We start from the raw sequence: 24678 nt of genomic DNA on the forward strand, positions 1-24678 counted from the left end.
CAATTGTTACAAAAGTATTTCACTCTCCATCATCAAAATTAAGCTATCAAAAATATATTAAGGATCAGTCATGACTGACTATTTAGACGCTGTTATCGTTGAGCATAACCCTAGCCAAAAAACCATCAACCGTGCTGTCATTTGGCTTCACGGCTTAGGTGCCAGTGGCCATGATTTTGAGCCTGTAGTACCACAGCTGGGCTTGGCTGATGATATGGCTGTACGGTTTATTTTCCCACATGCGCCAAAGCGTGCAGTGACGGTAAACGGTGGCATGGTTATGCCAGCATGGTACGATATTTTAGAGATGAGTCTAGAACGTAAAATCGATGTCGCTCAGATTGAAGAGTCTGCCCAGCAAATCAATGATTTGATCAGCCGTGAGGTTGAGCGTGGTGTATCTCCTGAGCATATCGTTATTGCAGGGTTTTCGCAGGGTGGAGCAGTGGCTTATCATGTGGCACTTGGCTATCCTAAGCGTTTGGCCGGTTTGATGACATTATCTACGTACTTAGCGACCAATGATAATATCGATTATAGTGCTGCTAATAAAGACATGCCAATTTTGATTGAGCATGGTTCTCATGACCCAGTGGTTCCTGTTATTTTGGGTGAGCAAGCACAGCAACTATTGTCTGATAAAGGCTACAACGTGGCTTATCATACTTATCCGATGGCGCATCAGGTCTGTATGCCTCAGATTCAGAATATTGGCAAATGGTTAAATGGCGTTTTAGCCTAAGCAACTGAGCTGTAACGTAATGTAATGCAGGGTTTATAAAGGTTGAAACCTACCCGCTACCTACTATATAATAGTCGACCTTATTGGGGATGTTCTGGCTTCGACGCTGGTAATGAAACTCAATGATGCATGTCGAGAGTATATGTCCTCTCGTTAATCAAACATATATTGTTATAGTCGCAAACGACGAAAATTACGCTCTAGCAGCTTAAACCCTGTTTACATGGTTTAAACCCTGCTTACCTAGTTGCTGATCACCTACAGTTGGTCAACTAAGTTGAAGCGTCCGCATGTAGGATCGCCACAAGTGATTGTCTCAATCGCTTGGGTTCAAAAGTAGAGAATCGGCTAATCCATCCTGACTGTCGGATCGGTGCAGACTAAAATTAAAGACAGAAACTAAACATGTAGATTCATGAGCGTAATGCTGGCGGACGCGGGTTCAACTCCCGCCATCTCCACCAAATATTAAAAATCCGATCACTCAATGTGGTCGGATTTTTTTTGTCTAAATTTTAGGTGTCTGTATCCAAAATGACTATGAATTACTATTTAGAGCTGGAGTCTAGGAGAGCAGACATTATTTTTTCATCAATTGAGGTCATAATATTTGCTTGTTTTAACCAATAATTCTGATTATTCTTAATTGTGGCTTATTTGGAGTATTAGATGATATACCAATAAGAGTAAGCTGACGTTCAAACAACTACAGGGAATGTAATATGCTAGGAAAAATGATGTATCAGCCATTGCTGATCAGTGGTCTTATTGAACATGCTGCACGCTATCATGGTGATACAGCGGTTGTTTCCAAAGAAGTCGATGGACAGATAACGCATACTGATTGGCTTAGTGTGTCAAACAACTCAAAACGTTTGGCCAATGCACTGGCCACACTTGGATTGAAGTCCTCAGAACGAATCGCTACGCTGGCTTGGAACAACCATCGTCACTTAGAAGCGTGGTATGCGATTTCGGGTAGTGGTATGGTCTGCCATACTATCAATCCTCGATTATTCCCTGAACAGCTCAGCTATATTATCAATGATGCTGACGACCGCGTATTGTTCTTTGATGTGACTTTTTTGCCGTTGATTATGGCAATTAAAGGAGACATCAAAGGTGTTGAGCATTTCATTTGCTTGAGTGCTCGAGATGAAAAAGTCGTAGAGCAGTTACCGAATGTACTGTTCTTTGACGAGTTGCTAGCAGAGCATTCTCCTGATTTTGAGTGGCCTCAACTTGATGAGGCGACGGCCAGCTCATTATGCTATACCTCAGGCACAACAGGCAATCCTAAAGGTATTTTATACACTCATCGCTCCTCTGTACTTCATGCAATGGCATTATGTATGCCTGACGTCTCAGCATTATCTGCGCAAGATGTTTTATTGCCAGTAGTACCTATGTTTCATGTCAATGCATGGGGCACCCCGTATGCTGCTGCATTAACAGGTTGTTCTCTCATATTGCCTGGCCCCAATCTAGACGGTGACAGTCTAGTCTCTCTCATTGATGATTATCAGGTGACAGTCGCGCTAGGCGTTCCAACGATTTGGCAAAGTCTATTGACCGCTGCGAAATCTAAAGGCAGCAAGCTTGAAAGTATGACGCGAACTATCGTTGGTGGCGCAGCATGTCCGCCATCAGTCATCAAAACATTTAGAGAGGATTTCAACTGCGATGCGATACATGGTTGGGGCATGACGGAAACCAGTCCGCTTGGGACGATGAATCAAATAAAAGCCAAGCATAAATCGCTGAGCAAAGATGAAATTAATGATTTACGTAAGTCTCAGGGTCGTCCGCCTTATGGCGTTCAGCTACGTCTGATAGACACTGATGAGCCATTGCAGCGCGTAAAAGAAGATGGTCTGTCTCAAGGTCGTTTGCAGATTAAAGGGCACTGGATTATCAATGACTATTACACCGAGAACCCTGATGCCATCACTGAAGACGGCTGGTTCGACACGGGTGATATTGCCACTATCGATGCAGATGGTTATATGAATATCCGTGATCGCTCAAAAGACTTAATCAAATCTGGTGGTGAGTGGATATCTTCGGTGGAGCTTGAGAATATCGCAGTCGCGCATCCGGAAATCAAAATCGCGGCGGCCATCGCTGCAAAGCATAAAAAGTGGGGCGAACGTCCAGTCTTGATCGTCGTAAAAGAAGAAGATTCAGAAATCGATGAGGCGCAAGTACTGAGCTTTTATCAAGATAAAATAGCCAGCTGGCAGATACCAGATAAAGTTGTTTTTGTAGAAAGTATTTTGCTGAACGGTGCTGGAAAGATGGTGAAAAAAGACTTACGTGATGATCATGGTGATGTGCTGTTAGCTACGTCATAGTATGTTTTTATAATATAGAACGCAAAAAAAGCCCTTGATATCAGGGGCTTTTTTCATTTATACATGAGATTCTTTGATAAAGCTAGGTTTAGGTTAGACACCTTATGTGGTCATCACTATCAGTGACAACAGTAGTTATTCAATCAGCATAACAACAGGGCATTTTTTTCCACTGGCCATTGACTCGCTCAAGTAAGGCGTCTTTATTTAAGTATAACTGCTTTTTGTGCGGATAGCGATTGGGATAACCTGATATCGCCTCCAAAGTCTTATTGCGCACAAACTTTTTGCTATGAGAATCATAGAGCCAGTAGATATATTTTTCATCCATGACATCGTCTCCGACATCTAGCACGATATCAAAATAGCCATCATAGTTCATATCTGCATATGTGACGCTATATGACTGTGCTTCAAAACCCGTTAATGTCTGCACAATAGCCTTGGTATCTTTATTGATAATATCGACTCGAGTAATGGTAGCGCGATGCCAATCTGGGTCTTCAAAACCATAGTATTTAAAAGTATATTGTGGGTATGTTTTTTCCTTAATAGGAATTGCCGGAGTGAACGTCGTCTTCCGGACGGTAGCTGTGCCTTTTGGGTAATTGATCCTATTAAGGTATTGCTGCGTAGATTCAGTGCGCCCGTGACAGCATATTCTGGCGGCGCTTCTAAACCAATTTCTGGATCAAATGACGATAGGGTAATGTTTAAGCCTTTTTGAAACCCATCAACCGAGAGCCCGCCTCTTTTCTTTAGAAAAAATAAAGTACCATGCGGTTTCCATATCCCTGAATATAACGTCAAAAAGAACTGTCCATCGTCTGAGCGCCAATCACGTTCTACATAGGTAGTAACGTCGGTAATTAATTTGCTAGATGGTGGCTTATTGGGTTTTATAGGTGTCGCTGCTTGTGTGCTTCCTATAGCACTCATTAGTAAGCCTAGTAAAATGACGCGGCTAGGGTGGTTGGAGCAGTTATCGTGACTGTATTGATGGTTTGATTGAAGCTGTGGCATACGTTATCTCCTTGTATTACCATTGGGGTATGCTTATGCAGTCCTTATCGATTTAATAAAATTCGTGCACTGCATGTACTTTCCTTGTCCACATAGTCGTTTCTATTAGGGATTAATAATAGGGCGTTATTTCGATTATAAGTCGGTTTGATGAGTGCAATTGAGCATTTACTGTTAATGCGATGGGTAAGTTTGGTTGTAGCAAATCATTAAGATGTTTTGAAGGAGATTTAGATATATCTGGTGGGCGAGCGTAAGTAGATTACCACAGCTAAAAAATACCATGCTGACGTAGAGAGTTTAAAGTAGATGTAATTGAGAAGAGAGCTAGCAAGGACACGCTTAATAATATGGATTGGTAAGGCTGTAGAGCACTTGACTGCTGCAGCATGCTATAGAATAGCTGGTCTGACTGGCTGCTAAGCGTTAAAAATATAAGCAAGACGAGGTTAGTCAAAACGGGTTAACACAGGTGCTGTTTTCTAACTATGTAATATCTATTTATCCAGATTATCTTCTAAACGAAAATCCAAGCAAAGAAGGTGTTGCTACTAATAATGTACGTTGATAGTGACAATATCAGAATAATAGTCAGGTTTTACATCTGTGTTAGGTACAGTGGCGTAGACTGTATGTGCTTGCGTTTCCCCGTTGCCTTTACCAGTTACTCCGTTGGTTAAAGTATTATAGCTGCTACCGTTGTTGCCCCAAACCTCTCCACTTACATCTGATTGTAGTTGATAGGGTAGCTTGAATGTATCATCAGTTCCACTCATAACGCCCGAACCATTTATATTAGCATTAGACGGAGCCAAACCAATATTGTAGGAGGTATCGTTTGTACAAGTTACGTTGATTAGATTCACAGATGACCCTGAGGTAGAGGTAGTAGAAGCTGAGACACGACCAAGATCAAGCGAACCAGTTGTAGTAACGGAACAGTGGGGGCTAACAGAAGCACTACTTGTATAAGGGAATTTATAGGTTGATGAAATATCTCCGTCCGCTGGTGCAACACAATTAGCTGGAGGATTATTTCCTTCTATTGAATTGACGGTCATAAAAACTTGATTTTGAAGAAAGTAAGGTCCTGGAAAGAGAGAGGTCTGTTTAGCAAGAGTCTGGGCGTGTATAGTGATGCTACGAGATGTCTCAATGCTAGTTCCAGTGTTAAATGTAACTTGAAGCGGATTGACTGAAGTAATTGTATTTTTCAGTCCAGGGTCTGAAAATAAATTGAAAGCCATAACAGAGTTGTTAGGCCCTGATATGTCACGATAGGTATTCGTCGATTCTAGGGGGCCAAAGGCAAAGCAAATACGCGCTGAGGCATTGCTGCTGTTACCCTTACATTCGTAATTTAGTGTCGTCGATGTTGATATTTGACTAGATAAAGGATCTACCATGCCAAATGCGAGCATTCCTACACTTCCTTGAGTACAGGTAATAGGTCCAGCCCCAGTATCTGCGTGTGTAGTTTTAGATTGAAATAAAATAAAACTGGCCAACGAGATAGAAAGGAGATAGTGCCATTGAAATAATTTCTTCATCATTGTACCTTTTGACAGATAAAGGGTCCGATGAGCGGAATTTCATCACCCTGCTTGGAATAATCAAAGCTAACCGTGCAAATATCACCCAAGGGGGTCGTCACCTCAAGCACATTGCGTGCGTCAAGCGCGTCGAGATATACCTCACCATCAAAGCCAATGACGGTCGATGGCACTTCTTTATTGCTAAGTTGACGTACTTGACTGCCAAGCGGCAGAGGTTGGTTATTGCTGTCTGTTAGGATAACAGACGCAGAGCGCACTGGCGTGATATCAAAATCGACAAGAATACCGGCGCGGTCAGTAGGCGTAGCCTCAATGCTCACTTTATCAATACGTAGGTCAGCGGGCAATTCTAAGGGGTCAATTCCGATCTTGTTGTTTTGGTAGGCGTTCAAGGGTGATACCAATAACAGGCCATGGCTATTGGTAATCCCAATAGGACTGTTTTGCAACAATACGGGCACATTAGCGATGCCGCCTGTGGAGACTACGGCAAAACCACTATTAGTTTGACGTGCGGCAAAAAGACCGCCCCCCATTCTAACCAGAGACCCTGTAGCACTGGCATAGCTTGCGTAGTCACCATTGTTGCTACTGATACCCGCTCGTGCTTGACCGTAGCGCCCAAGGTAATTCAGCTCGGCAAGACCGCTAGTGTCATCCTCTCTATCCGTACTACCTTCTAGGCTATGACGTGCTTGAGCCCGCCACCCAATACCACCTGCATTCGGAGCAGGTCGCGAAACATCAGATGAGAAAACGGTGCTATTATCGGTGTGCTGTACACTGTTGCTCAGCGAAATATTGCGATCCAGTGATAAGGATGCGCTAAGAGAGGCGCTGTTATTAGCAGAATCATTAATGTCATGATTGTAGTTGGCGCTTAAGCTTAATCTGCGACCAAAGGATTTAGACCAGTAGGCGCTAGCAAACTGTGTGGTTTCATGCTCAGCCTGCGATACCTGATTATAACTCACACCAAAACGGCCTAAAGACTTTGTACTATAACCAGTTGAGAATTGCTCACTTCGAAGAGCAGGGGCAGAGCCGTATTGTGTGCCTACATCGCGGTAATCGTCAATAGTACCCATGGCATTGATACCAATATTGAAGCGACTGTTATTCCATGAGTAGTTTGTACTGTATTGTATGCCATCTTGACCTTGGCTCTTGCTGCCCGCTAATGAGGCGAATAGTATACCGCCTGATCTACCAAGCAGCCACGTGCCACCGACACCAGCATTACTCAGGCCATTGGTGACTTCAGCATGAGCTTCTGCGGTAAAGCGGTCATTCATGCCATAACGCCACGTTCCACTAGCAGCAATATTGCTACCATAATCAAAAGAATTAATACCATAATTTTTACGCACTGCGCCAAGCTCTATGGACCAGTCAGACAGGCCGGGCTGTAGTAACCGATGCGCATCATATAAAGAAAAATTAAGCGTCGTGCTTTGCCCTAATACATCGGTTATGACCAGTTGGGCAGTGCCTGAACCACTGAAGCTTGGCACTGTATCAAGCTCGAATGGTCCAGCAGGTACATCACCACTGTATTGTTTGAGACCATTGACATAAAGTTCTACCGCCGATGGTAGGGTGGCTTCGCCAAAAAACGACGGCAATGGTGTGGTTGATCTATAGGGTTGAAGGGAGAAATTGGTACCAATTTGTAGACCACCCAAGCGCGTAGGTCGTGTCCATGACAACGCACCCGTGAGAATATCGCCTGCACGAACCGTAATTAGCTTATCTGGAAATGACTGACTCCAGCTAGTATCCAGACGTACGCTACGACTATCCCAGTCATTGCTATCAGTATAACTATTCGCGTTAGTCAAAGCAGTAGAGCTGAGTACACCAAGCGTGTTAAACGCGCGCAGTTCGGTATAAACGCTTAAATTTCTTGCGCTATTTTGAGTTTGGGTGCCGTAAACATTATAGTTTAGCAACATGCCAGAAGATGATGTGGGCTGAGGGCGCTTGTTGGTACGCGTGTTACGGATAGTGGTGTCTAAATTGAGCATACTTAGAGGCGCGATAAGTCGCAAGGATTGCTGCCGAGCATCATAATCAATATTGAGATCAAGTAAGCTATTTAGGAGTATGGCGTCGGTCGTATCGGCAGGTACTATAAAGCCAAGCTGTTGTAGAACGGTCTTACTAGCCCAGAGTTGATCATCACGATAATAGAAATGAGTTAAGCCTGCACTAGCACCATTTAGAGTAACGTCTAGATATAGATCTAACCCAAATTCATCGTCGGCAGAGTTGTAGCTGTCTAAGTTGAGTTGGGTAAGTTCGTTTTCGTCAATGCTTATAGCAATATCATTTAGGTCTACGGCGTGACTGGCTGATACTGCCACGCACTGTAGAAAAACTGCTTTAGCGAATGGATGTGTCCATCGTGACGTTTGGTGTCGTCTGATTGCCATTCATCATAACCTTGAATTTACCGCCTGCCGCCAAAGCAGAGGGCGGTATTTTCAGTGTCCAGTTCATAGTTGCACCGGGTAATACATAACCTAGCAGCCCCGTATTAATCACCATACTATTACCCGCCACATCTACAAAGCTTAGACCAGATAATTTGGCATGACCATTACCACTGTTTCTGACGCGGAGTTTTATCGCTTTGCCATCTGGTTGCAGATGTGTACTCCACTGCAACTGTGGACTGGTTTCAGTAACCCCTATCGGCTGTACAAAGACGGGGAGTGAATAGCTTAGCGCAAATTGCAAGCCTGTCGTTTGGTTGGCAGACTTGATTGGCAGTTCATTAACCAAAATACGATAAGCGGCCTCCACAGCATCTGTACCTTGCGGTGGTGCTTTCGCACGAATGATTCGAATGAGTTGTTTTTCACCCGGTTTCAGGTCAAGCATCGGTGGACTGGCCAATAGTCCTCGAGAGGGAGTAAGCTGATCGCCTTGTTCATCCTGTAACCATTGATACACGCGTACTTGCGCATGTACTATATTGTTACCGGAATTACTAAGGGTCAGACCATTGGCAGTCTCGCGAGCTTGTAGGCTCAACGAGATGGGAGAGACCTGTAATCCACTCGCCACTGCCAAACTAGATGACAATAGCAAGGCTGAAATAAAAATAGGTCGGGCAGCGCAGCATAACCAGATATTTAGCATAGCAATTAGTAAGTTACAGTGACATTAACAGTGTCTGTATAAGTACCTACTGGCAGGTTATCTGTACTACCAGCAACTAAAGAGGCGTACACGGTATGCTCTTTTGCTTGGTCAACCGCCATACCTGTACCTATTCCCCCAACGTCCTCACCAGTGTTACCCCAAGCGTCACCACCTGCTGCTTTTAGCAGTTGATAAGCTACTGTATTGGCTGGGGTAGCACTATCAGTTAAGACACCTGTTCCTGCTAGACCAATATTGTAAGTTGTGCCGTTAGAGCAGTTGACTGAGATAGGAGTACCAGATGATGCTTCGCTGACATTAACACCAGCAGCGAAGCTACCGAAGTTAATATCTTGAGTGCCTGAAGCAGAAGTAACTTTACAAGATGAGGTAATATCTAGTTTGACATCGAAAGTACCAGCGTCTGTCGCAGCATTCGCGCTAGACATAGCAGCGAAGCCACCAACAGTGAGAAACGCAGCGGTAAGTAATTGTTTGTTAAATGTCATGGTAATTCTCCAGAAAATATAAGCGCTTTTAGTATTTCAATAAGTTAGGGGTAATACCAAATAGATATATACCTTATATTTCGTAAAGTATTGGAAGTTATAAACCTTCACAATTTACTGAAGTTAGTTTTTTATAGGAACTTACTAAACAATAGCCAATAAAAATATAAACCGTTTATCTCTAAATATATACCACCTGTCATTTTTTGTAATCGCATTGTAATACAGTTGTCATAATAATGCACGTTAAATGTTTGATTAACATTATAATTTATCGGATTTTACCAATATGCAACTAATTTCACCTTCATACTGACCTTACTTAATTTTATCTAAATTCATCCTTTAGAATTATAGTAATTACAAACAAAATTTCTATATTACATCCTAGTACCTGCATATAGATTTTAGTTGTATCTACATGAGTACTAGTTGGCTAGATATTCTTAACGGTTAAAAGCGAGGAATGTTAATAGCAGTCAATAGAAAGTTTTACACAATGCATAATGCGATTGATGTAGAACAAATTTTCAAGAAGAGATAACAATGTTTTATCAAAACATTTAAGATATATAGCTGACCCAGAAAAATAACTATTTATTTAGCACTTTTTATAACTGCTACTAGGGCCAATAGTTGGAGTGTATGGGGAGCGATAAGAACATAGGATGTAGTAACTGTAGAAGACGGAAAACTTTATTAACTTACAAAATAGATAGTTATAAAAAACTTGAGTCAATAGAACATAGTCTGTCGGTTAGCATATTAATCATATTTTGTAGATGTTAGATATTAAGGGTATTAGCTATCATACTCATCTTAGTCGCTGTGCAATTTATAAAATAATTAATGGAAATTCAGATCGTAGCGTGCCAGTTTTCCCTAAGAAAGTACAGTTTACGAAGGTCAGGGTAGTGTGGAGTGCACTATAAGTAGCTTACCACAGCTAAAAAATACCATGCTGATGTAGAAATTTTAAAGTACATGTAATTGAGAAGAAAGCTAGCGAGGACACGCTTAATAATGTGGATCGGTAATGCCGTAGAGCGCTTAACTGCTTCTACTACTCATACTATTTTTGGGATAGGTTCAGAAGTATTTATAGAACGCCAGATACAACAAAGCCCCTGATATCAGGGGCTTTAGCTGTTCTATAAGATAGTATAGGACTATGTAATGGTACCCGGAGCCGGACTTGAACCGGCACGCTATTACTAGCGAGGGATTTTAAATCCCTTGTGTCTACCAATTTCACCACCCGGGCAAAACTTGTTTTATCTAAAATGTAAGCTAGCTGATAGACCATCTAGTTACTAGATAAGTGGTCGCTATTATAATCGGTTGGGATAATAATGCAAGCCAAAATTAACGTAAAGTTAATAAATAATTGGAGGCTGGAGTCGGAATCGAACCGGCGTTAACGGAGTTGCAGTCCGCTGCATGACCACTCTGCCATCCAGCCAATCAAGGTGGCCTATATTAGCAAAAATATAGTAAATTACAAGTCCTTTTTTCGTTAAAGACAGGTTATTTATTATCTTATCTATATTTAGCGCCAATTTAGGGATATTTATGCTGTTAATAGAACTCATCAGGTCATTAGCAAGCTAAAGCTGAATGATGATTGTTTGAAATATAGTGCACTAAACAATATCTCTATTGTCACGTTTGGCACTTTTAACATCGCGATAAGTAGCTGTACAAATTAATACGAGTACCCCAAGGGTGATTGCTGGCCAAATTAGAATATATAAGCCATAAATAAAAACGTTGTCCATGATATCTCCTTATAGTATTTCTGAATAAGTAGCGATTAGCCATATACTACTGATCAATCACTACTCGGATAAAACGACTTTGGTTTAAGGTTTAGGCGGCGATGGTAATTCCGCTTTTTCATCGTAATTGCCCACACGTTGCTTGATTAGGTCAAAGTCAAAGTGTTCGTCTCCCATCAGGCTGATAATCACACAGACGACGGTACTGGCACCGTAAGCCGTTAGAGAGGCTAGCAGGACCATATATTGGAGTAAGAAGCCAGTAGCGAAGATAATCATCAACACTAGTGTAATAGCTGCGGCTACCATGCCAATCTTACGACCTAAGAAGCCAAAGACCATTAGACCAATAACGACTGCGGCACCGACGCTTGCTAATATTTCAAAGAATAGGGCAGTGATACCAGTGATTGGAAGTAATTCGAAACGGGCAACGCAAAATAAGAGTAGTCCGACGATAACTGCTGAAGTAAAGGCGGTATTGGTGACGCGATTCCAAAACACACTGGCGATAACAGGGAAGACAATAGCACCCCATAGTGCACCAACAAATACCAGCATGACGAGAATATCGAGCTTAAAGCTTGCAAAGATTAGTCCAGCTGCTGTCGCAACAATCATCGTGCCACGACCAATCAGCATCATCGTTTTAGGTTTAACATGGCCTTTTTTGGCGATGTTTTTACCGTAGACATCCGCCATCATAATGGTTGATAGCGCTGATAAGTCTGAGTCAGCGGTTGAGGACAATGACCCAATCACTAAAATAAAGAATAAGGCGATAAAGACAGGATGCAGATAAGTACTGACCATTTGAGGAATGAGGTTGTTCATATTGCCATCGAGTGGTTCGACACCAATCGTCACAGCCATTAGTCCAATCATACCAAGACCAATAACGATACCAGCATAGCCGACTGTAGCAGTGATGAACGTCGCTTTAATCTTGGTTTTATCAATCGCAAATAGGCGCTGAGTGATGGTTTGATTACCGATAGCATATGCTAATACAGCGACGAAGTAGGGTGCACCTTGTTGAAAGAATGCCTCAGAGGAGAAGAAGTTCTGCTGCTCTAACGTCAGGTTTGACAGTCCGCTAACCATAACTTCAGGGCCACCCATGGCAAATAACACGGCGGGAATAATAACGATACCAATCGCCATTAAAGCGACTAATTGGGCGAAATCCGTAAAGACGGATGCTCGAAAACCTGATGTCAAGGTATAACTCAGTACACCGATACCTGCGATCATTACCCCTGTTTGGAACGACAATGGCGACAGTACTGACACCAATGCCCCAGCAGCGGTAAAGTTGACCATCAAGCTAATTAAACTGCCCATAATATTGGATATGGCTAAGATTAATTGGCTTGATGAACCGTGGCGGGCATGAATCAGTTCACCTAGTGTATGACCGTCTGGCGCCAATTCACGAAAGCGCATACCGAAAGGGTAGATGAATAAAATCATCAATGCACCCCAAAAGCCATAATGTATTGGCCCTGATACGCCGTATTTATAACCAGAGGTAGCCGCAGCGTAAAATGAGGCGGCCCAAATCCAAGTGGCGGTCATGCTGGCTGCACCCATACCAAAGCCAACACCGTGACCTGCGACCATAAATCCAGAAGTCGTCTCTTTATCTTTTTTGATTAATAAGGACAGTAAATAGGTGCCGCCATAAAATGCTAATAATAATAAAATAATCGTTAATGATGAAAATTGGAACAATGACTCAGTTTTCAAACTCAGACCTCGCAATTGTTAGTTGATGAATAAAGTTCAGTAAAAATGAAAGATACCAAACCATTAGGAATACAGCACGGCCTAAATTACCCTCATACCGAACGTATGTGGCTAATATAAATAGTGAAAATACCAACGGTAGTGGTAAGCAAGTGCTAAGTGTCATGCCGCTGTTTGATGACTCACATGGTGTTAAATCAAAACGACAGGGACTACTCTCAATAGGCGTCAGTAAATGGATAAACCATGACGCTATTAATAGGCATACACAAAGGTAGCTGTGTGCTAAAGAAAGCTCATATGATGAGCGTCTGTAGTAAAATTACGAATAAGCACTAAGCCATGATTGCATGACCTGAACTCGATTTAGACAGCCTTATTAGCTGTAATAAGCAATAGGTAAGAAGTTTCTACTTAACTATTGCAATTGATGTGTTACCGAGCAGTATTAATAAATAAAATTACATGTTTGTTAAGCATATGTAACATATTTGCGCCGTAAGGGTAACCTATTATGTCGGCAACCTCAAACCTTATCCGGTATTTATCAGACAATGACTGAGGATGACGTATATGTATATATTTAGAGATACTTGATAAGAGGTTGAAGGGTAGAGTTTTACCACGGTCCATATCGAATGATATATCGCTATTGGTTAAATTATAACTACAGATAGTTAGTTGAATTTTTCATTAGAAAATGAGAGATGATTGGCGATAGATGTTTGCTCTCAATAAACAAGTAGATGTGATTTTTTAGATATCATCATGATTTGTATAGTAAGTGACTCGGTTGTCACGTAAGAATCCAGCCAATCCAAGGCCATAACTTTCAGCCACACGTACCGCTGTACTGGTAGGCGCTGACATGCCAACTAGCCAAGGAATTTGACTTCGAATAGACTTTTGAACCAGTTCAATAGATAAACGGGAAGTCATAAGCACACAGCTAACGTCTGCTTTCTGGCGTAATTGCCAACCGATTAATTTATCAAGTGCATTATGGCGACCCACGTCCTCAAATAAGTATAGGTGCTGATTATGCATCGTCGCTGCGGCATGTACAGCGCCCGTGAGCTGATGCGTATGCTGCGTGGAATCTACCTGCTGGCGTAGTGTCAGCAGATACTCAAGGCTTGGTACGGTCGTACTAGCGCTATTGACGCGTGACGGTTGGTGACGCTCGTGCTGTAGATGGTCTTGTGAGTAGGGACTCAGATCGGGCAGTGCCTGAGATAGACCGGTAATACCGCACATGCCGCAGCCTGTACGCCCTGCCAGTTGGCGTCTTTGAGCTTGGATACGTTGATGGCAGCGCTGGCTTAATACCAGTTCTACGACATAGATATCATAATCTTGAAATCGCTCTAGGCTTTGCGCAATTGATGCTGGCTCGAAATTCTCATCGTTTGAGTCCTGAGTAAATTTTTGATAGCTTTCAATATCCGTAAGATGAGTCACTTCCCAATCGAGTAACTCATGACTGTACTGGATCAAACCTTCACTAAATAAGAACCCGATGGCCAAATACTCTAACTGGTGAGGACTGGCCATTAATACCGCATAATGAATGCCATTAATGATAATAGAGACAGCGGCTTCCACGGCGAGACTGGCATGTTGGTCTTCTACTCGAACAGATGGCTTATCACTACCATCCTGAGCGTGTGAGGGATAAGAGTGCTTCTGTGCCTCATGGCTGCGCGCAAGCGGTGTCTCTGACAACCCATCATCGTTAGACCGTTCAGGGGCCACTATCTCAGCACCAGTTGAACGATCTATCATAGTAGGGTCAATAAAAGCCCCACTTTGCTCAGCGTTATCTTCAATGGTTATCACGGGTTATCATGGCCTAAAATTATCAGCATATTTATTGTCAATTAGAGGGATAGCCTTTGAAAATGATATGTTCATTGGCTATCCGCAGTCGGGCTTAGGCAGGATCAGGCAGGCTCAGCGGTGCTTGCTTCTACGCGTTCTAAAACGATGGTCGTCGATTTGTACGCTGGGATATGAGAGTCTGGCGCGTGCGTGTCCAAATCAAATAGGTCATTGCATTCTGGATAGTAAGCAGCAACGGCGTTGGAGGCAATGTCCATCTCGCTCAATACCAATGGGCCTAATATGCGTGGTTGCTCTAGGCTATCTTTGGCACGCTGGCGAGTGACCATAACACGATCCCCTTTTTGCCAACCTAAACGACTTATTTCATCTGGATGCATGAATAGCACGTCACGGCGATCGGTTTGACGATAGCGGTCTTTAAACCCAAAAATCATAGTGTTGAATTGATCGTGGCTACGGACACTGGTCAATTGCCAAACCTTTTGTGCTGTATCTTCATTGTCATCCGTATCGTTTGCGGCTGTCATTTGTGCAGCGACATAAGTAATCGGATATTGTGGGACTTCAAACTGGGCTTTGCCGCTCTCGGTATTCCATACACGATGACGTGCCGCATGATATAAATGAAAGCCACGCTCAGTGGTACGGATGCGCTGATTAAAATCTTCAAATCCATTAATTGCTTGAGCGATATAGTCTCGAATGACATCGAAATCTTCACTCATCGCCAGCCAAGGGATGGATGAGTCAGCGCCAAGTACATAAGTGGCGATATCTGCCACGATTTGCGCTTCAGATTTCAAAGTATCACTAACAGGTTTGAGCGTGCCTTGAGTGGGTACGATCTGACACATGGAGTCTTCAATAGTCGCAAACTGCTCACCTTTCGTCGTGACAATACGCTCAGTACGACCCAAGCAAGGTAGGATTAAATTATTTGCCCCTGGGTATAGCATGGTCTCATTGAGCTTAGTACCGACAAATATATTAAGCTGAGTGGTGGTTAGTGCTTGCTCAATGGCAGTCGTATCTGGCGCTGCTACAGCGTAGTTACCACCCATGCCCATAAACACCTTTAACTTACCGGCGATAAGAGCCTTAGCACCAGTGACAACGTCATAACCATGCTCTTGCGGCATAGGATGCTCAAACACATGCTCAAGACTGTCTAGTAAGCTCTTGCTAGGACGCTCATGGATACCCATAGTGCGATCGCCCTGTACGTTGGAATGCCCACGTACTGGAGATGCACCCGCGCCATCTATGCCAATCATACCCATCAGTAGTAGCAAGTTGGTAATCATCGCTACGTTGTCATCACCTTGCACGTGCTGAGTAATGCCCATGCCCCATGTACAAATCGTCGCTGGGCTATCAGATACCAGCTCAGCGAGATTGATGATTTCCGCTTGAGATATACCGCATCCAAGTGTGATATCTGTCCAGTTTTGCACTGTTAACCACTGTTTTAAAGGATCAAAACCTGACGTGTGAGTGGTAATAAAGTCATGATTGATTTTGTCGTTTTCGATCAGCCATTTGGCAATGCCTGTTAACAATGCAGCATCCCCACCGATTTGAATCTGAATGACCTCATCGACCATGTCATCACTTTGACCGGCTGCCATATGAGTAGGTTTTTGTGGATTTCTAAATTTGCTCAGGCCTTGCTCACGCATCGGATTGATTGAGATGATTCGACAACCTTGCTCGTGAGAATGCGCAAGCATCTCCAGCATCCGTGGATGGTTGGTCGCTGGGTTTTGTCCAAACATTAGTATCAGTTTGGCCTGCTCAAAATCTTCTAACTTGACCGTTGCTTTGCCAATGCCTAGCTGCCTGCCTAGCATCACAGAAGTCGGCTCGTGACACATATTAGAGCAATCAGGCAGATTATTGGTTCCAAAACAACGAACAAACAGCTGAAATAAAAATGCTGGCTCATTGGTGACACGGCCTGAGGTGTAAAATAGCGCTTCATGGGGTGAATCAAGCTGCCGCAATTGCTCAGCGATGATGCGATAAGCATTTTCCCAAGCAATAGGGACGTAGCGATCTTGCGCGGCATCATAAACCATCGGTTCTGATAAGCGGCCACTATGCTCAAGCTCGTAACCAGACCATCCTTGTAGCTCGGTGACGGTATGACGTGCAAAAAACTGGGCATCTGCCTTATGTGTCATAGTCTCACTGGCAATGACCTTGATACCGTTTTCACAGACGTCGATGGCTTTGTGGGATTTATGGTCAGGCCAAGCACAGCCTGGGCAGTCAAACCCGCCTTGAGGTTGATTGCTTTTAAATACGCTTATACTACCTCGCAAAAATGTCTTATAGTCCATTAGCTTTTGAGTAGAGGAGATCAGCGCAGGCCAACCAGCGGCAGGGTGGGAGTAAATAGGAATTTTGCGCATGACAGACCTCATATATAAGTGAAAACAGCGAAGCTTTGATAGACGACAACTATATAATGGTCAGTGAAAACTTCCTATGAGCATTAACTATAGATAACAAAAAACCCCCAAGAAATATCAATTCTCTTGGAGGTCTAGAAAGTTGTTAAATACTGTAATGTCTGACAGGTTAGCTTAAAATCAAGCTATCATCTTCAACTTTTTCACCACGCGTCTGCTCAAACATATCGAGCAAGTCATGCACAGTCATGCCTTGACGTTTATCGCCTGACACATCGAGTACCACTTGACCTTGGTGCAGCATCACGGTACGAGTACCATGTGCCAATGCTTGTTGCATAGAATGTGTGACCATCATCGTGGTCAACTTATTGTCCGTGACAATCTTATCGGTCAATTCTAAGACAAACGCTGCTGTCTTTGGATCAAGGGCGGCTGTATGCTCATCAAGCAATAAAATCTTAGATGGCTGCAGTGAAGCCATGAGCAGACTGACCGCTTGACGTTGGCCACCAGATAGCAAACCCATACGGTCAGTTAGGCGATTCTCTAGTCCAAGCTTTAAGACTGAGAGTTTCTCTCTAAACAAGTCTCGGTTATTCGGGTTTAGGGCAAAGCTTAAACCACGTTTACCGCCGCGCTTGTATGCCAGCGCCATGTTTTCTTCGATGGTCAACGCTTCACAAGTCCCAGCCATTGGGTCTTGAAACACACGAGCGACCCAATGAGCACGCTGGTGCGCCGTTTTTTTGGTGACATCAATACCATTGAGTAGAATTGAGCCGCTATCAACACGTGTCGTACCACTTACCGCATTTAAAAAAGTCGACTTGCCTGCACCATTGGTACCAATCACGGTGACAAATTCACCGTCCGCGATATTAAGGTCAATACCACGCAGCGCAGGGTTTTCGATTGGCGTGCCTGGGTTAAAGGTCAACCGTAAATCTGTGGCTTGCATCATAATCGTTATTCCTTATTGTCTTATCAAGCGTCGCAAGGCGTATAAATACTTGCTGTAGTTGTCATTAGGCACGCACTTTACGAGATAAAAACTTGGTTTTCGCTTTTGGCAATACCAAGGCCAATACCACAAGAAGTGCGGTAATCAAGTTCAAATCCTGCGGGCCAAAACCAATGCTGCGCAGGGTGTCGCTTGATAATGCCACTTGAATAAACAATTTATACAATACCGCACCGATAATAACGGCAAAAGTAATCAGCCAAATACGCTTGGCAGGGATGATGGTCTCACCAATGATGACAGCTGCTAGACCAATGACGATCGTACCGATACCGATAGAGATGTCTGCACCGCCTTGGGTCTGGACAAATAGCGCCCCTGCGAGCGCAATCAAACCATTAGAGACAGCCATACCGATGATGGTCATCCATGAGGTGTTGATGCCTTGTGCCTGCGCCATACGCAAGTTAGAGCCAGTGGCGCGCATGGAAAGGCCAGTTTCAGTATTATAAAACCAGTCTAGCAATAGCTTTGCGGCAATAATGACAACCCCAATGATTAAGCAGCGCATCCAATAGCCATTGGTGTCAGTCACCAAACTACTAAATACTGTGGTCTCACCCAGTAGCGGTAAGTTTGGCGCGCCCATAATACGCAGGTTGACAGAATACAATGCTACCATGACCAAAATACTGGCCAATAGCTGCAAAATGCCAAGCTTGACATGCAGCCATGCGGTCACAATACCAGCAACCGCACCTGCAAGCATACCAAAGGCACAGGCTAGCCAAGGGTTAACCCCTGCTACAATAGAGATACCGGCGACCGCGCCACCCAGCGGAAAACTGCCGTCAGCGGTCAAGTCTGGAAAGTCGAGCGTTCGGAATGAGATGAGCACGCCAAGTGCTACTAGGCCGTAAATCAAGCCACTCTCGAGTGCACCAAAAAAAGCAATTAAGGACATAAGATATTAGTCGGTTATCATCAAGCGTTTAGCGATTATTATCACAAGCGAACAGTAGCAAAGGTCTGAACCCTGCTATCTATAGGCCTATATAACCCAAACGGCTAAGCGGTGAATTTAACAGATTAAGCAATCTGCGGTTAGGGTAAACCAAAACATCTTCCTATGAGGAATGAGCATAAAATACCTTGGTTCGAAATTCGGTTTTAATGCTTATATCACATTAAAAATAACCCAGCTCATATACCAGTAGCTGGGTCATTTTTATATTGAAATAATAGCAGTAAATATCAGCAACAATCTAGGATTAAACCATTAATATAATTGTTTAACCTGCGGCTTATATTCAGAGGGCGCTATTCTACCACTTCTTTTGCTTTATCGATAACCGCTTGTGGCAATGTGATGCCTTCTAATTTGGCATTTTTTGGACTGACGTACAAATCAAGTGCTTGCGGGGTATAAACAGGGATATCGCCTGCTTTTTCACCGTTCAAAATACGCACTACAATTTTACCGGTTTCGCGGCCAAGTGCATAATAATCAACACCTAGTGCAGCAATGGCACCACGTGCAACAGAGCTGGTGTCTGAAGCAACCAGTGGGATTTTGCTTTCTTTGGCAACTTGGAACAGCGACTCGTAAGCAGATACCACGTTATTATCGGTTGACGTGTAAATCATATCAACCTTGCCAGCTAAGCTACGTGCTGCCATGGCAATATCAGTACTGCGCTGAGCTGGTGCTTCGTGTACCGTGATGCCCATCGGGGTCAGTTTTTCTTTTAGATTTTTTAGGATGATAGTTGAGTTCACTTCACCTGGGCTATACACATAACCCACATTTTTCAAGCTTGGAATAATTTGGCGCATCAATTCAATTTGTGGCTCATAAGGGAGCGCATCAGAACCGCCAGTCACATTGGTGCCAGAACCATCAAGCTTAGAGACCAGTTTGGCTTCTACTGGGTCAGTCACCGCAGAGAATACCAAAGGAATGGTGCTGGTGGCTGCTGCAACCGATTGTGCTGATGGCGTACCAATGGCAACGATGACATCTGAGTTGTCTGCGACAAATTGCTTGGCAATCTGACCCGCGGTTGCGGTGTTACCCTGTGCACTTTGGAAGTTAACGGTTAAGTTTTCACCTTCTGTAAAACCTGCTTCAGCAAGCTCTTCAATCACCCCTTTACGCACGTCATCAAGAGCTGGATGCTCAACGATGGCCGTAATAGCAACGGTTTTCATAGCGGTTGCCGCATCGGCAGTGGCCGCGCCATCATTGGCCGTGGTGTCTTCTGCTGACTGGCTACAACCGGTCAAAATAGCGGTACAAACACCGCCCCATAGTAAGGCTTTAGCAAAACGATTCTGATACAACATGGGTGTTACTCCTAAAAATAATAATGTGTCCATACATAAATAGTTAACGTGCTTATTAAGCGTTTACTGCTGGTTGTTGCTCTTATTGCGGGTTACTTGTTATCGGTTTTTGCTTTGGTATCCACATCAACAGCGTTTTTCATCATCTCTGCTGATAGGCTAACGCCTTGTGCTTTGGCATGTTTAGGGCTGACATATAACGTTAAGTCATTCATGATCTCAGGCTTGATGGTGCTGACAGCCTCGCCATTTAAAATTCTATAAACCATTTTGCCGGTCTTGCGACCGAAGTCATAGTCATTAACGCCTAAAGCAGCCGTCGCCCCGCGTTGCACACTAAACTCATCAGAGGCCACAATCGGCATTTTTAGCTCATTTGCCGCTTGTGTCATGGCTTCAAACGCAGAGGCCACGTTATTGTCCATTGAGGTATAGATGATATCAGCGCGCCCTTGTAGACTGCGCGTTGCCATACCGATATCGGTTGGGCGATTGGCAGGTATGTCTAAAATAGACAAGCCACGCGTTGGCAACATCTCTTTTAGCCTGTCACGCAGGGCTACTGAGTTGGCTTCACCAGGGCTATACACATAACCGATGGTTTTGGCATTTGGCTTGATTTGTTGTAGCAAGTCAATTTGTGGCTCTAAAGGCAACTGGCTCGACAATCCCGTCAAGTTAGCTTGAAAGGGGGTGCCATCTGCATTGATGAGCTTGGCTGCGAGTGGATCTGAAACCGCTGTATATACAATCGGCACACTCGTGGTCGACGCCACAACGGATTGTGCTGATGGGGTAGATATGGCCACGATAGCATCTGGATTGTCTCCAGCAAACTGCTTGGCGATTTGTCCAGCGGTTGCGGTGTTACCCTGTGCGCTTTGGAAGTTAATGGTCAGATTTTGGCCTTCGATATACCCATTGTCTGCCAACTCATCAATGATGCCGCGGCGCATGTCATCTAGTGAGGGATGCTCAACAATCTGTGTGATGGCCAGCGTTTTGGCTGGTTTATCGGTTGTTGCCGTGTTATCAGTGGTTGCCGTATCGTCAGCGCTTGAGCAGCCGATTAGGCCAAGCGTACTGATGGCAATGCTGCATAAGCTTAGGCGTATAGTAGAAGCAATGGTCATTATTAGTCTGGCTCATAGGTTAGAGAGTGCAGGTCAGCCGAATGACAGCAATATCAGTCCTGTAATGTCAGTTCTGTGATGTCAAATCTGCGATAGTAGGCTAACTTCGAGGCGATCGATTCCTTGATCATTATGGCTATATTATGACAGCAATGTAACTTATCGCAATAAAAAATTCAGTCGTGTTCGTCATAGGTGCTAATAAGGAGTATGTTGGCTATCTTATTCAGTAAAATCACCATCAAAAATCTTACAAGCTAGCAACGCATCTATTACGGACTGCCTTCATAATTAACGTAAGCTAATTTTCATACGAGAATCATAATGAGTCTAGAGGTCATATAATCATTATGCTGACATAGTGAATGTACAACACACTCTACTATTTATCTGATTTTTTCGAATGAATACTTTAAGGATAATATTATGAATACTGCTAATCTTAAGTTATTAGCCATTGCTGGTATCACGGCTACTTCATTGGTTTGCTTGCCTGCTATGGCAAAAGACAATCACGGTAACGGTAACGGTAACGGACATGGAAATGCCAAGGGCAACTCTGCTCATATTAGTAAAGATTATAAGCATAGTGGCGACGCCCATCCTAATATCAACGCTTATCGCAATGCTAGCCCTAATGCCTCGTTTAAGCGTAATCTTGATAAGTATGGTTATAGAGTAGTCGGCAAGATTGATAGAAGGGACTATGATCGTTCTGTCGTTTTAGACCGTTATGATGACCGTTACGTTCGTATTCGCACGCCAGAAAATAACATTGTGACAGTGATTAATGATACGTTGCAGATTATCGATGTTTTAACCAGATAAATATAAGATTCGATTTTTAACTATTGCATAAATCAACCATAAAAAAGATGCCACTAGGGCATCTTTTTTATTCTTTACTACTAAAAATAACCGTTATGCTAGTACGTCGCCAACAACACAAGCATCTGGCAAGGTAACGACAGTTAAGCTGGTCTTCGGATCGCCAGTTGATAGTACCATGCCTTCTGATATACCAAATTTCATCTTACGCGGGGCAAGGTTGGTAACACAAATGACTTTCTTATTGACCAATTGCTCAGGCTCATAGAACTTGCGAATACCGCTAAACACATTGCGTGTTTGTGCTTCGCCTACATCTAAGGTGAACTGTAGTAGCTTATCAGCACCTTCTACATGGTTACACTCTAAAACGTGAGCCACTTTCATCTCAACTTTGGCAAAGTCTTCGATACCAATATAGTCAGCTTGTTCAGCATCGGCGTCAGTATCTTTCGCTGCTGGCTTGTTGTTTGTGATAGCAGTTGGCGCTGGCGCGTCTACTGGTGCGAGAGAGGCTTTTGAGTCTTCTACCATGGCTTCAATATCTTTTTCTTCGATACGTTGCATCAGTGGTTTGAACTTATTGATTTTATGACCAAGTAACCACTGGTTACGGCTAGCGAAGTCTAAGCTGTCAATGTTTAAGAATGCTTTGGCATTATTAGTCAGCTCAGGCAATACAGGTGCTAGATACACCATCAACTGACGGAAGATGTTAATCGCGACCGAGCAGACGTCTTGAACTTCTTGTTCAGTGCCCTCTAATTTCGCGAGTGACCATGGTTTTTTGGCATCGATATATTCGTTGGCTTTGTCCGCACATTGCATGATTAAACGCATAGCACGTGAGAATTCACGATTCTCATAAGCAGCAGCAATCTCATCGCCCGTTTTGGTAATGTCTTCTAATAGCTCTGACTCGACACAAATCTCTGACAGCATACCGTCGTACTTCTTAACCAAGAACCCAGCACTACGACTGGCGATATTGACGACTTTACCAACCAAGTCAGAGTTGACCTTTTGCATAAAGTCTTCTAAATCTAGATTAATATCTTCGACTTTGTCAGACAGTTTGCTGGCGAAGTAATAACGCAGGTATTCAGGATGCAAATGCTCAGCATACGTTTCGGCCTTAATAAAAGTGCCGCGTGACTTACTCATTTTTTCGCCATTGACCATCAAGAAGCCGTGGGCAAAGACGCCAGTCGGCGTACGTAATTCGCTACCAGCTAGCATCGCTGGCCAAAATAGGGCATGGAAGTAAACGATGTCTTTGCCAATGAAGTGATAAACCTCAGTTTTGTGCTCGTTTTCCTGCATCCAATAACGGTCAAAATCAAGCGCGTTATCAGTACCTGCACGCTTATCACATAGGTTTTTAAAGCTTGCCATGTAGCCGACTGGCGCATCTAGCCACACATAAAAATACTTGTCTGGCTCATCGCTTGGGGTGTCTGGAATTTGGAAACCAAAATAGGGTGCATCACGTGAGATGTCCCAAGTCGCCAAACCTGCTTCAAACCACTCTTGCAATTTATTGGCGACCGACGTTTGCAAACGGTTATCGCTGCGTGTCCAGTCTTTCAAGAACTGCTCAAACTCTGGCAAATTAAAGAAATAATGCTTAGAGGTTTTGAGTACAGGCGTTGCACCAGACAGCGTAGACTGTGGGTTTTTAAGTTCGGTGGCATTGTATGTGGTGCCGCATACTTCACAGTTGTCGCCGTATTGGTCGGCTGATCCACATTCAGGACAGGTGCCTTTGACAAATCGATCGGCTAGAAACAATTGCTTTTCAGGATCGAATAACTGCTCAACGTCTTTGGTACTAATATGACCTGCACTGCTTAAACGACGATAAATCAGCTCAGAAAACTCTTTGTTTTCTTCTGAATGGGTAGAATGATAGTTATCAAAATTAATCAAGAACTTAGCAAAATCGGCCTCATGTGAGGCTTTCACTGTGGCGATTTGCTCTTCTGGTGTGATGCCGTTATCTTGGGCCTTTAGCATGATGGCGGTGCCATGAGCATCATCGGCGCAGACGTAAGTGACCTGATGGCCTTGCGCCTTCATCGCACGTACCCAAATATCAGTTTGGATGTATTCTACAAGATGCCCCAAATGAATGTAGCCGTTGGCGTAGGGCAAGGCACTGGTTACTAAAATCTCACGCACTTTCATCACCTATATTTTTATATGAACGGGTTGGTTATAACAGGCTTTAAGCCATCAGCTGTTGTTGGCAGATGCACTATTATAAAGTCTAAATATTATGAAAATT

At 43.6% G+C, this 24678-nt stretch carries 18 protein-coding genes, 2 tRNA genes and 1 other RNA gene; 4 read left to right on the forward strand and 17 right to left on the reverse strand.

Translation table 11 applies throughout. The features are described 5' to 3' along the window. Nucleotides 1–70 precede the first annotated feature (70 nt). The 3 genes from I6E86_RS03885 (at nt 71) to I6E86_RS03895 (ending at nt 3096) form a co-directional block, all read left to right on the forward strand. A complete protein-coding gene (locus tag I6E86_RS03885) occupies nt 71–742 on the forward strand; it encodes an alpha/beta hydrolase (protein ID WP_197175461.1) in 672 nt (223 codons plus the stop codon). Nucleotides 743–827: 85 nt separating this feature from the next. Next, nucleotides 828–1206, forward strand: a transfer-messenger RNA (tmRNA) gene (gene ssrA / locus I6E86_RS03890). A 258-nt stretch (nt 1207–1464) separates the two neighbouring features. Further along, nucleotides 1465–3096 (forward strand): long-chain fatty acid--CoA ligase, encoded by a 1632-nt coding sequence (locus I6E86_RS03895; protein ID WP_197175462.1) that lies wholly within the window; start codon nt 1465–1467, stop codon nt 3094–3096. Nucleotides 3097–3235: 139 nt separating this feature from the next. Here the strand turns inward: I6E86_RS03895 and I6E86_RS03900 are convergent, their stop codons facing one another. The 16 genes from I6E86_RS03900 to I6E86_RS03975 form a co-directional block, all read right to left on the reverse strand. Continuing rightward, the gene (locus I6E86_RS03900) at nt 3236–3532 is read right to left on the reverse strand and encodes an XAC2610-related protein (RefSeq protein WP_197175463.1); all 297 of its coding nucleotides are present in this window, start codon (nt 3530–3532) and stop codon (nt 3236–3238) included. After that, a complete protein-coding gene (locus tag I6E86_RS03905) occupies nt 3520–4119 on the reverse strand; it encodes a hypothetical protein (RefSeq protein WP_197175465.1) in 600 nt (199 codons plus the stop codon). The genes I6E86_RS03900 and I6E86_RS03905 overlap by 13 nt, the downstream gene beginning before the upstream one ends. Before the next feature lie 551 nt (nt 4120–4670). Next, nucleotides 4671–5669, reverse strand: a complete 999-nt coding sequence (locus I6E86_RS03910) for a spore coat U domain-containing protein (RefSeq protein ID WP_197175466.1) — start codon at nt 5667–5669, stop codon at nt 4671–4673. Continuing rightward, nucleotides 5669–8110 carry a fimbria/pilus outer membrane usher protein gene (locus tag I6E86_RS03915; RefSeq protein ID WP_197175468.1) on the reverse strand — a complete coding sequence of 814 codons (2442 nt, stop codon included), beginning with the start codon at nt 8108–8110 and terminating at the stop codon, nt 5669–5671. Before I6E86_RS03915 ends, I6E86_RS03910 begins: the two co-directional genes overlap by 1 nt. Beyond that, entirely contained in the window at nt 8061–8822 is a 762-nt protein-coding gene (locus tag I6E86_RS03920) for a molecular chaperone (RefSeq protein WP_197175470.1), read from the reverse strand. Before I6E86_RS03920 ends, I6E86_RS03915 begins: the two co-directional genes overlap by 50 nt. Nucleotides 8823–8827: 5 nt before the next feature. Beyond that, nucleotides 8828–9334 (reverse strand): spore coat U domain-containing protein, encoded by a 507-nt coding sequence (locus I6E86_RS03925; RefSeq protein WP_197175472.1) that lies wholly within the window; start codon nt 9332–9334, stop codon nt 8828–8830. Nucleotides 9335–10511: 1177 nt separating this feature from the next. Beyond that, nucleotides 10512–10598, reverse strand: a tRNA-Leu gene (locus I6E86_RS03935). A 124-nt stretch (nt 10599–10722) separates the two neighbouring features. After that, nucleotides 10723–10796, reverse strand: a tRNA-Cys gene (locus tag I6E86_RS03940). Between the two features lie 181 nt (nt 10797–10977). After that, nucleotides 10978–11112: a putative transporter small subunit gene (locus I6E86_RS13870; RefSeq protein WP_211181310.1), complete on the reverse strand. Its 135-nt coding sequence runs from the start codon at nt 11110–11112 to the stop codon at nt 10978–10980. Between the two features lie 84 nt (nt 11113–11196). Next, nucleotides 11197–12846, reverse strand: coding sequence for a sodium:solute symporter family protein (locus I6E86_RS03945; RefSeq protein ID WP_320158519.1), 1650 nt, complete (start codon nt 12844–12846; stop codon nt 11197–11199). Between the two features lie 771 nt (nt 12847–13617). Next, nucleotides 13618–14700, reverse strand: coding sequence for a formate dehydrogenase accessory sulfurtransferase FdhD (locus I6E86_RS03950; protein WP_320158517.1), 1083 nt, complete (start codon nt 14698–14700; stop codon nt 13618–13620). A 104-nt stretch (nt 14701–14804) separates the two neighbouring features. Further along, nucleotides 14805–17120, reverse strand: a complete 2316-nt coding sequence (locus I6E86_RS03955) for an FdhF/YdeP family oxidoreductase (protein ID WP_197175479.1) — start codon at nt 17118–17120, stop codon at nt 14805–14807. Nucleotides 17121–17289: 169 nt separating this feature from the next. Beyond that, on the reverse strand, nt 17290–18084 hold the full coding sequence (locus I6E86_RS03960; RefSeq protein ID WP_197175481.1) for an ABC transporter ATP-binding protein: 795 nt from the start codon (nt 18082–18084) through the stop codon (nt 17290–17292). A 64-nt stretch (nt 18085–18148) separates the two neighbouring features. After that, nucleotides 18149–19048, reverse strand: coding sequence for an ABC transporter permease (locus I6E86_RS03965; RefSeq protein WP_197175483.1), 900 nt, complete (start codon nt 19046–19048; stop codon nt 18149–18151). Nucleotides 19049–19404: 356 nt separating this feature from the next. Further along, a complete protein-coding gene (locus tag I6E86_RS03970) occupies nt 19405–20430 on the reverse strand; it encodes an ABC transporter substrate-binding protein (RefSeq protein ID WP_194362963.1) in 1026 nt (341 codons plus the stop codon). A 92-nt stretch (nt 20431–20522) separates the two neighbouring features. Then, complete coding sequence (locus I6E86_RS03975; protein ID WP_197175485.1) at nt 20523–21563, reverse strand: ABC transporter substrate-binding protein; 1041 nt, start codon at nt 21561–21563, stop codon at nt 20523–20525. 426 nt (nt 21564–21989) lie between these two features. Between I6E86_RS03975 and I6E86_RS03980 the strand changes: the two genes are divergently transcribed. Beyond that, nucleotides 21990–22391: a hypothetical protein gene (locus I6E86_RS03980; protein ID WP_197175487.1), complete on the forward strand. Its 402-nt coding sequence runs from the start codon at nt 21990–21992 to the stop codon at nt 22389–22391. Between the two features lie 93 nt (nt 22392–22484). Here the strand turns inward: I6E86_RS03980 and metG are convergent, their stop codons facing one another. After that, nucleotides 22485–24578 (reverse strand): methionine--tRNA ligase, encoded by a 2094-nt coding sequence (gene metG, locus I6E86_RS03985; protein ID WP_197175488.1) that lies wholly within the window; start codon nt 24576–24578, stop codon nt 22485–22487. Nucleotides 24579–24678 lie beyond the last annotated feature (100 nt).

It is taken from the genome of Psychrobacter sp. SWN149 (assembly GCF_015864565.1).
In the GTDB taxonomy this organism is placed as follows: domain Bacteria; phylum Pseudomonadota; class Gammaproteobacteria; order Pseudomonadales; family Moraxellaceae; genus Psychrobacter.

What these genes read in the sequence shown, in the direction of transcription:
- I6E86_RS03970 (WP_194362963.1), bottom strand. Translation starts at nt 20,430, where the DNA reads ATGTTGTATCAGAATCGTTTTGCTAAAGCCTTACTATGGGGCGGTGTT.
- I6E86_RS03955 (WP_197175479.1), bottom strand. Translation starts at nt 17,120, where the DNA reads ATGCGCAAAATTCCTATTTACTCCCACCCTGCCGCTGGTTGGCCTGCG.
- I6E86_RS03920 (WP_197175470.1), bottom strand. Translation starts at nt 8,822, where the DNA reads ATGCTAAATATCTGGTTATGCTGCGCTGCCCGACCTATTTTTATTTCA.
- I6E86_RS03910 (WP_197175466.1), bottom strand. Translation starts at nt 5,669, where the DNA reads ATGAAGAAATTATTTCAATGGCACTATCTCCTTTCTATCTCGTTGGCC.
- metG (WP_197175488.1), bottom strand. Translation starts at nt 24,578, where the DNA reads ATGAAAGTGCGTGAGATTTTAGTAACCAGTGCCTTGCCCTACGCCAAC.
- I6E86_RS03915 (WP_197175468.1), bottom strand. Translation starts at nt 8,110, where the DNA reads ATGGCAATCAGACGACACCAAACGTCACGATGGACACATCCATTCGCT.
- I6E86_RS03905 (WP_197175465.1), bottom strand. Translation starts at nt 4,119, where the DNA reads ATGCCACAGCTTCAATCAAACCATCAATACAGTCACGATAACTGCTCC.
- I6E86_RS03975 (WP_197175485.1), bottom strand. Translation starts at nt 21,563, where the DNA reads ATGACCATTGCTTCTACTATACGCCTAAGCTTATGCAGCATTGCCATC.
- I6E86_RS03980 (WP_197175487.1), top strand. Translation starts at nt 21,990, where the DNA reads ATGAATACTGCTAATCTTAAGTTATTAGCCATTGCTGGTATCACGGCT.
- I6E86_RS03965 (WP_197175483.1), bottom strand. Translation starts at nt 19,048, where the DNA reads ATGTCCTTAATTGCTTTTTTTGGTGCACTCGAGAGTGGCTTGATTTAC.
- I6E86_RS13870 (WP_211181310.1), bottom strand. Translation starts at nt 11,112, where the DNA reads ATGGACAACGTTTTTATTTATGGCTTATATATTCTAATTTGGCCAGCA.
- I6E86_RS03895 (WP_197175462.1), top strand. Translation starts at nt 1,465, where the DNA reads ATGCTAGGAAAAATGATGTATCAGCCATTGCTGATCAGTGGTCTTATT.
- I6E86_RS03960 (WP_197175481.1), bottom strand. Translation starts at nt 18,084, where the DNA reads ATGATGCAAGCCACAGATTTACGGTTGACCTTTAACCCAGGCACGCCA.
- I6E86_RS03925 (WP_197175472.1), bottom strand. Translation starts at nt 9,334, where the DNA reads ATGACATTTAACAAACAATTACTTACCGCTGCGTTTCTCACTGTTGGT.
- I6E86_RS03885 (WP_197175461.1), top strand. Translation starts at nt 71, where the DNA reads ATGACTGACTATTTAGACGCTGTTATCGTTGAGCATAACCCTAGCCAA.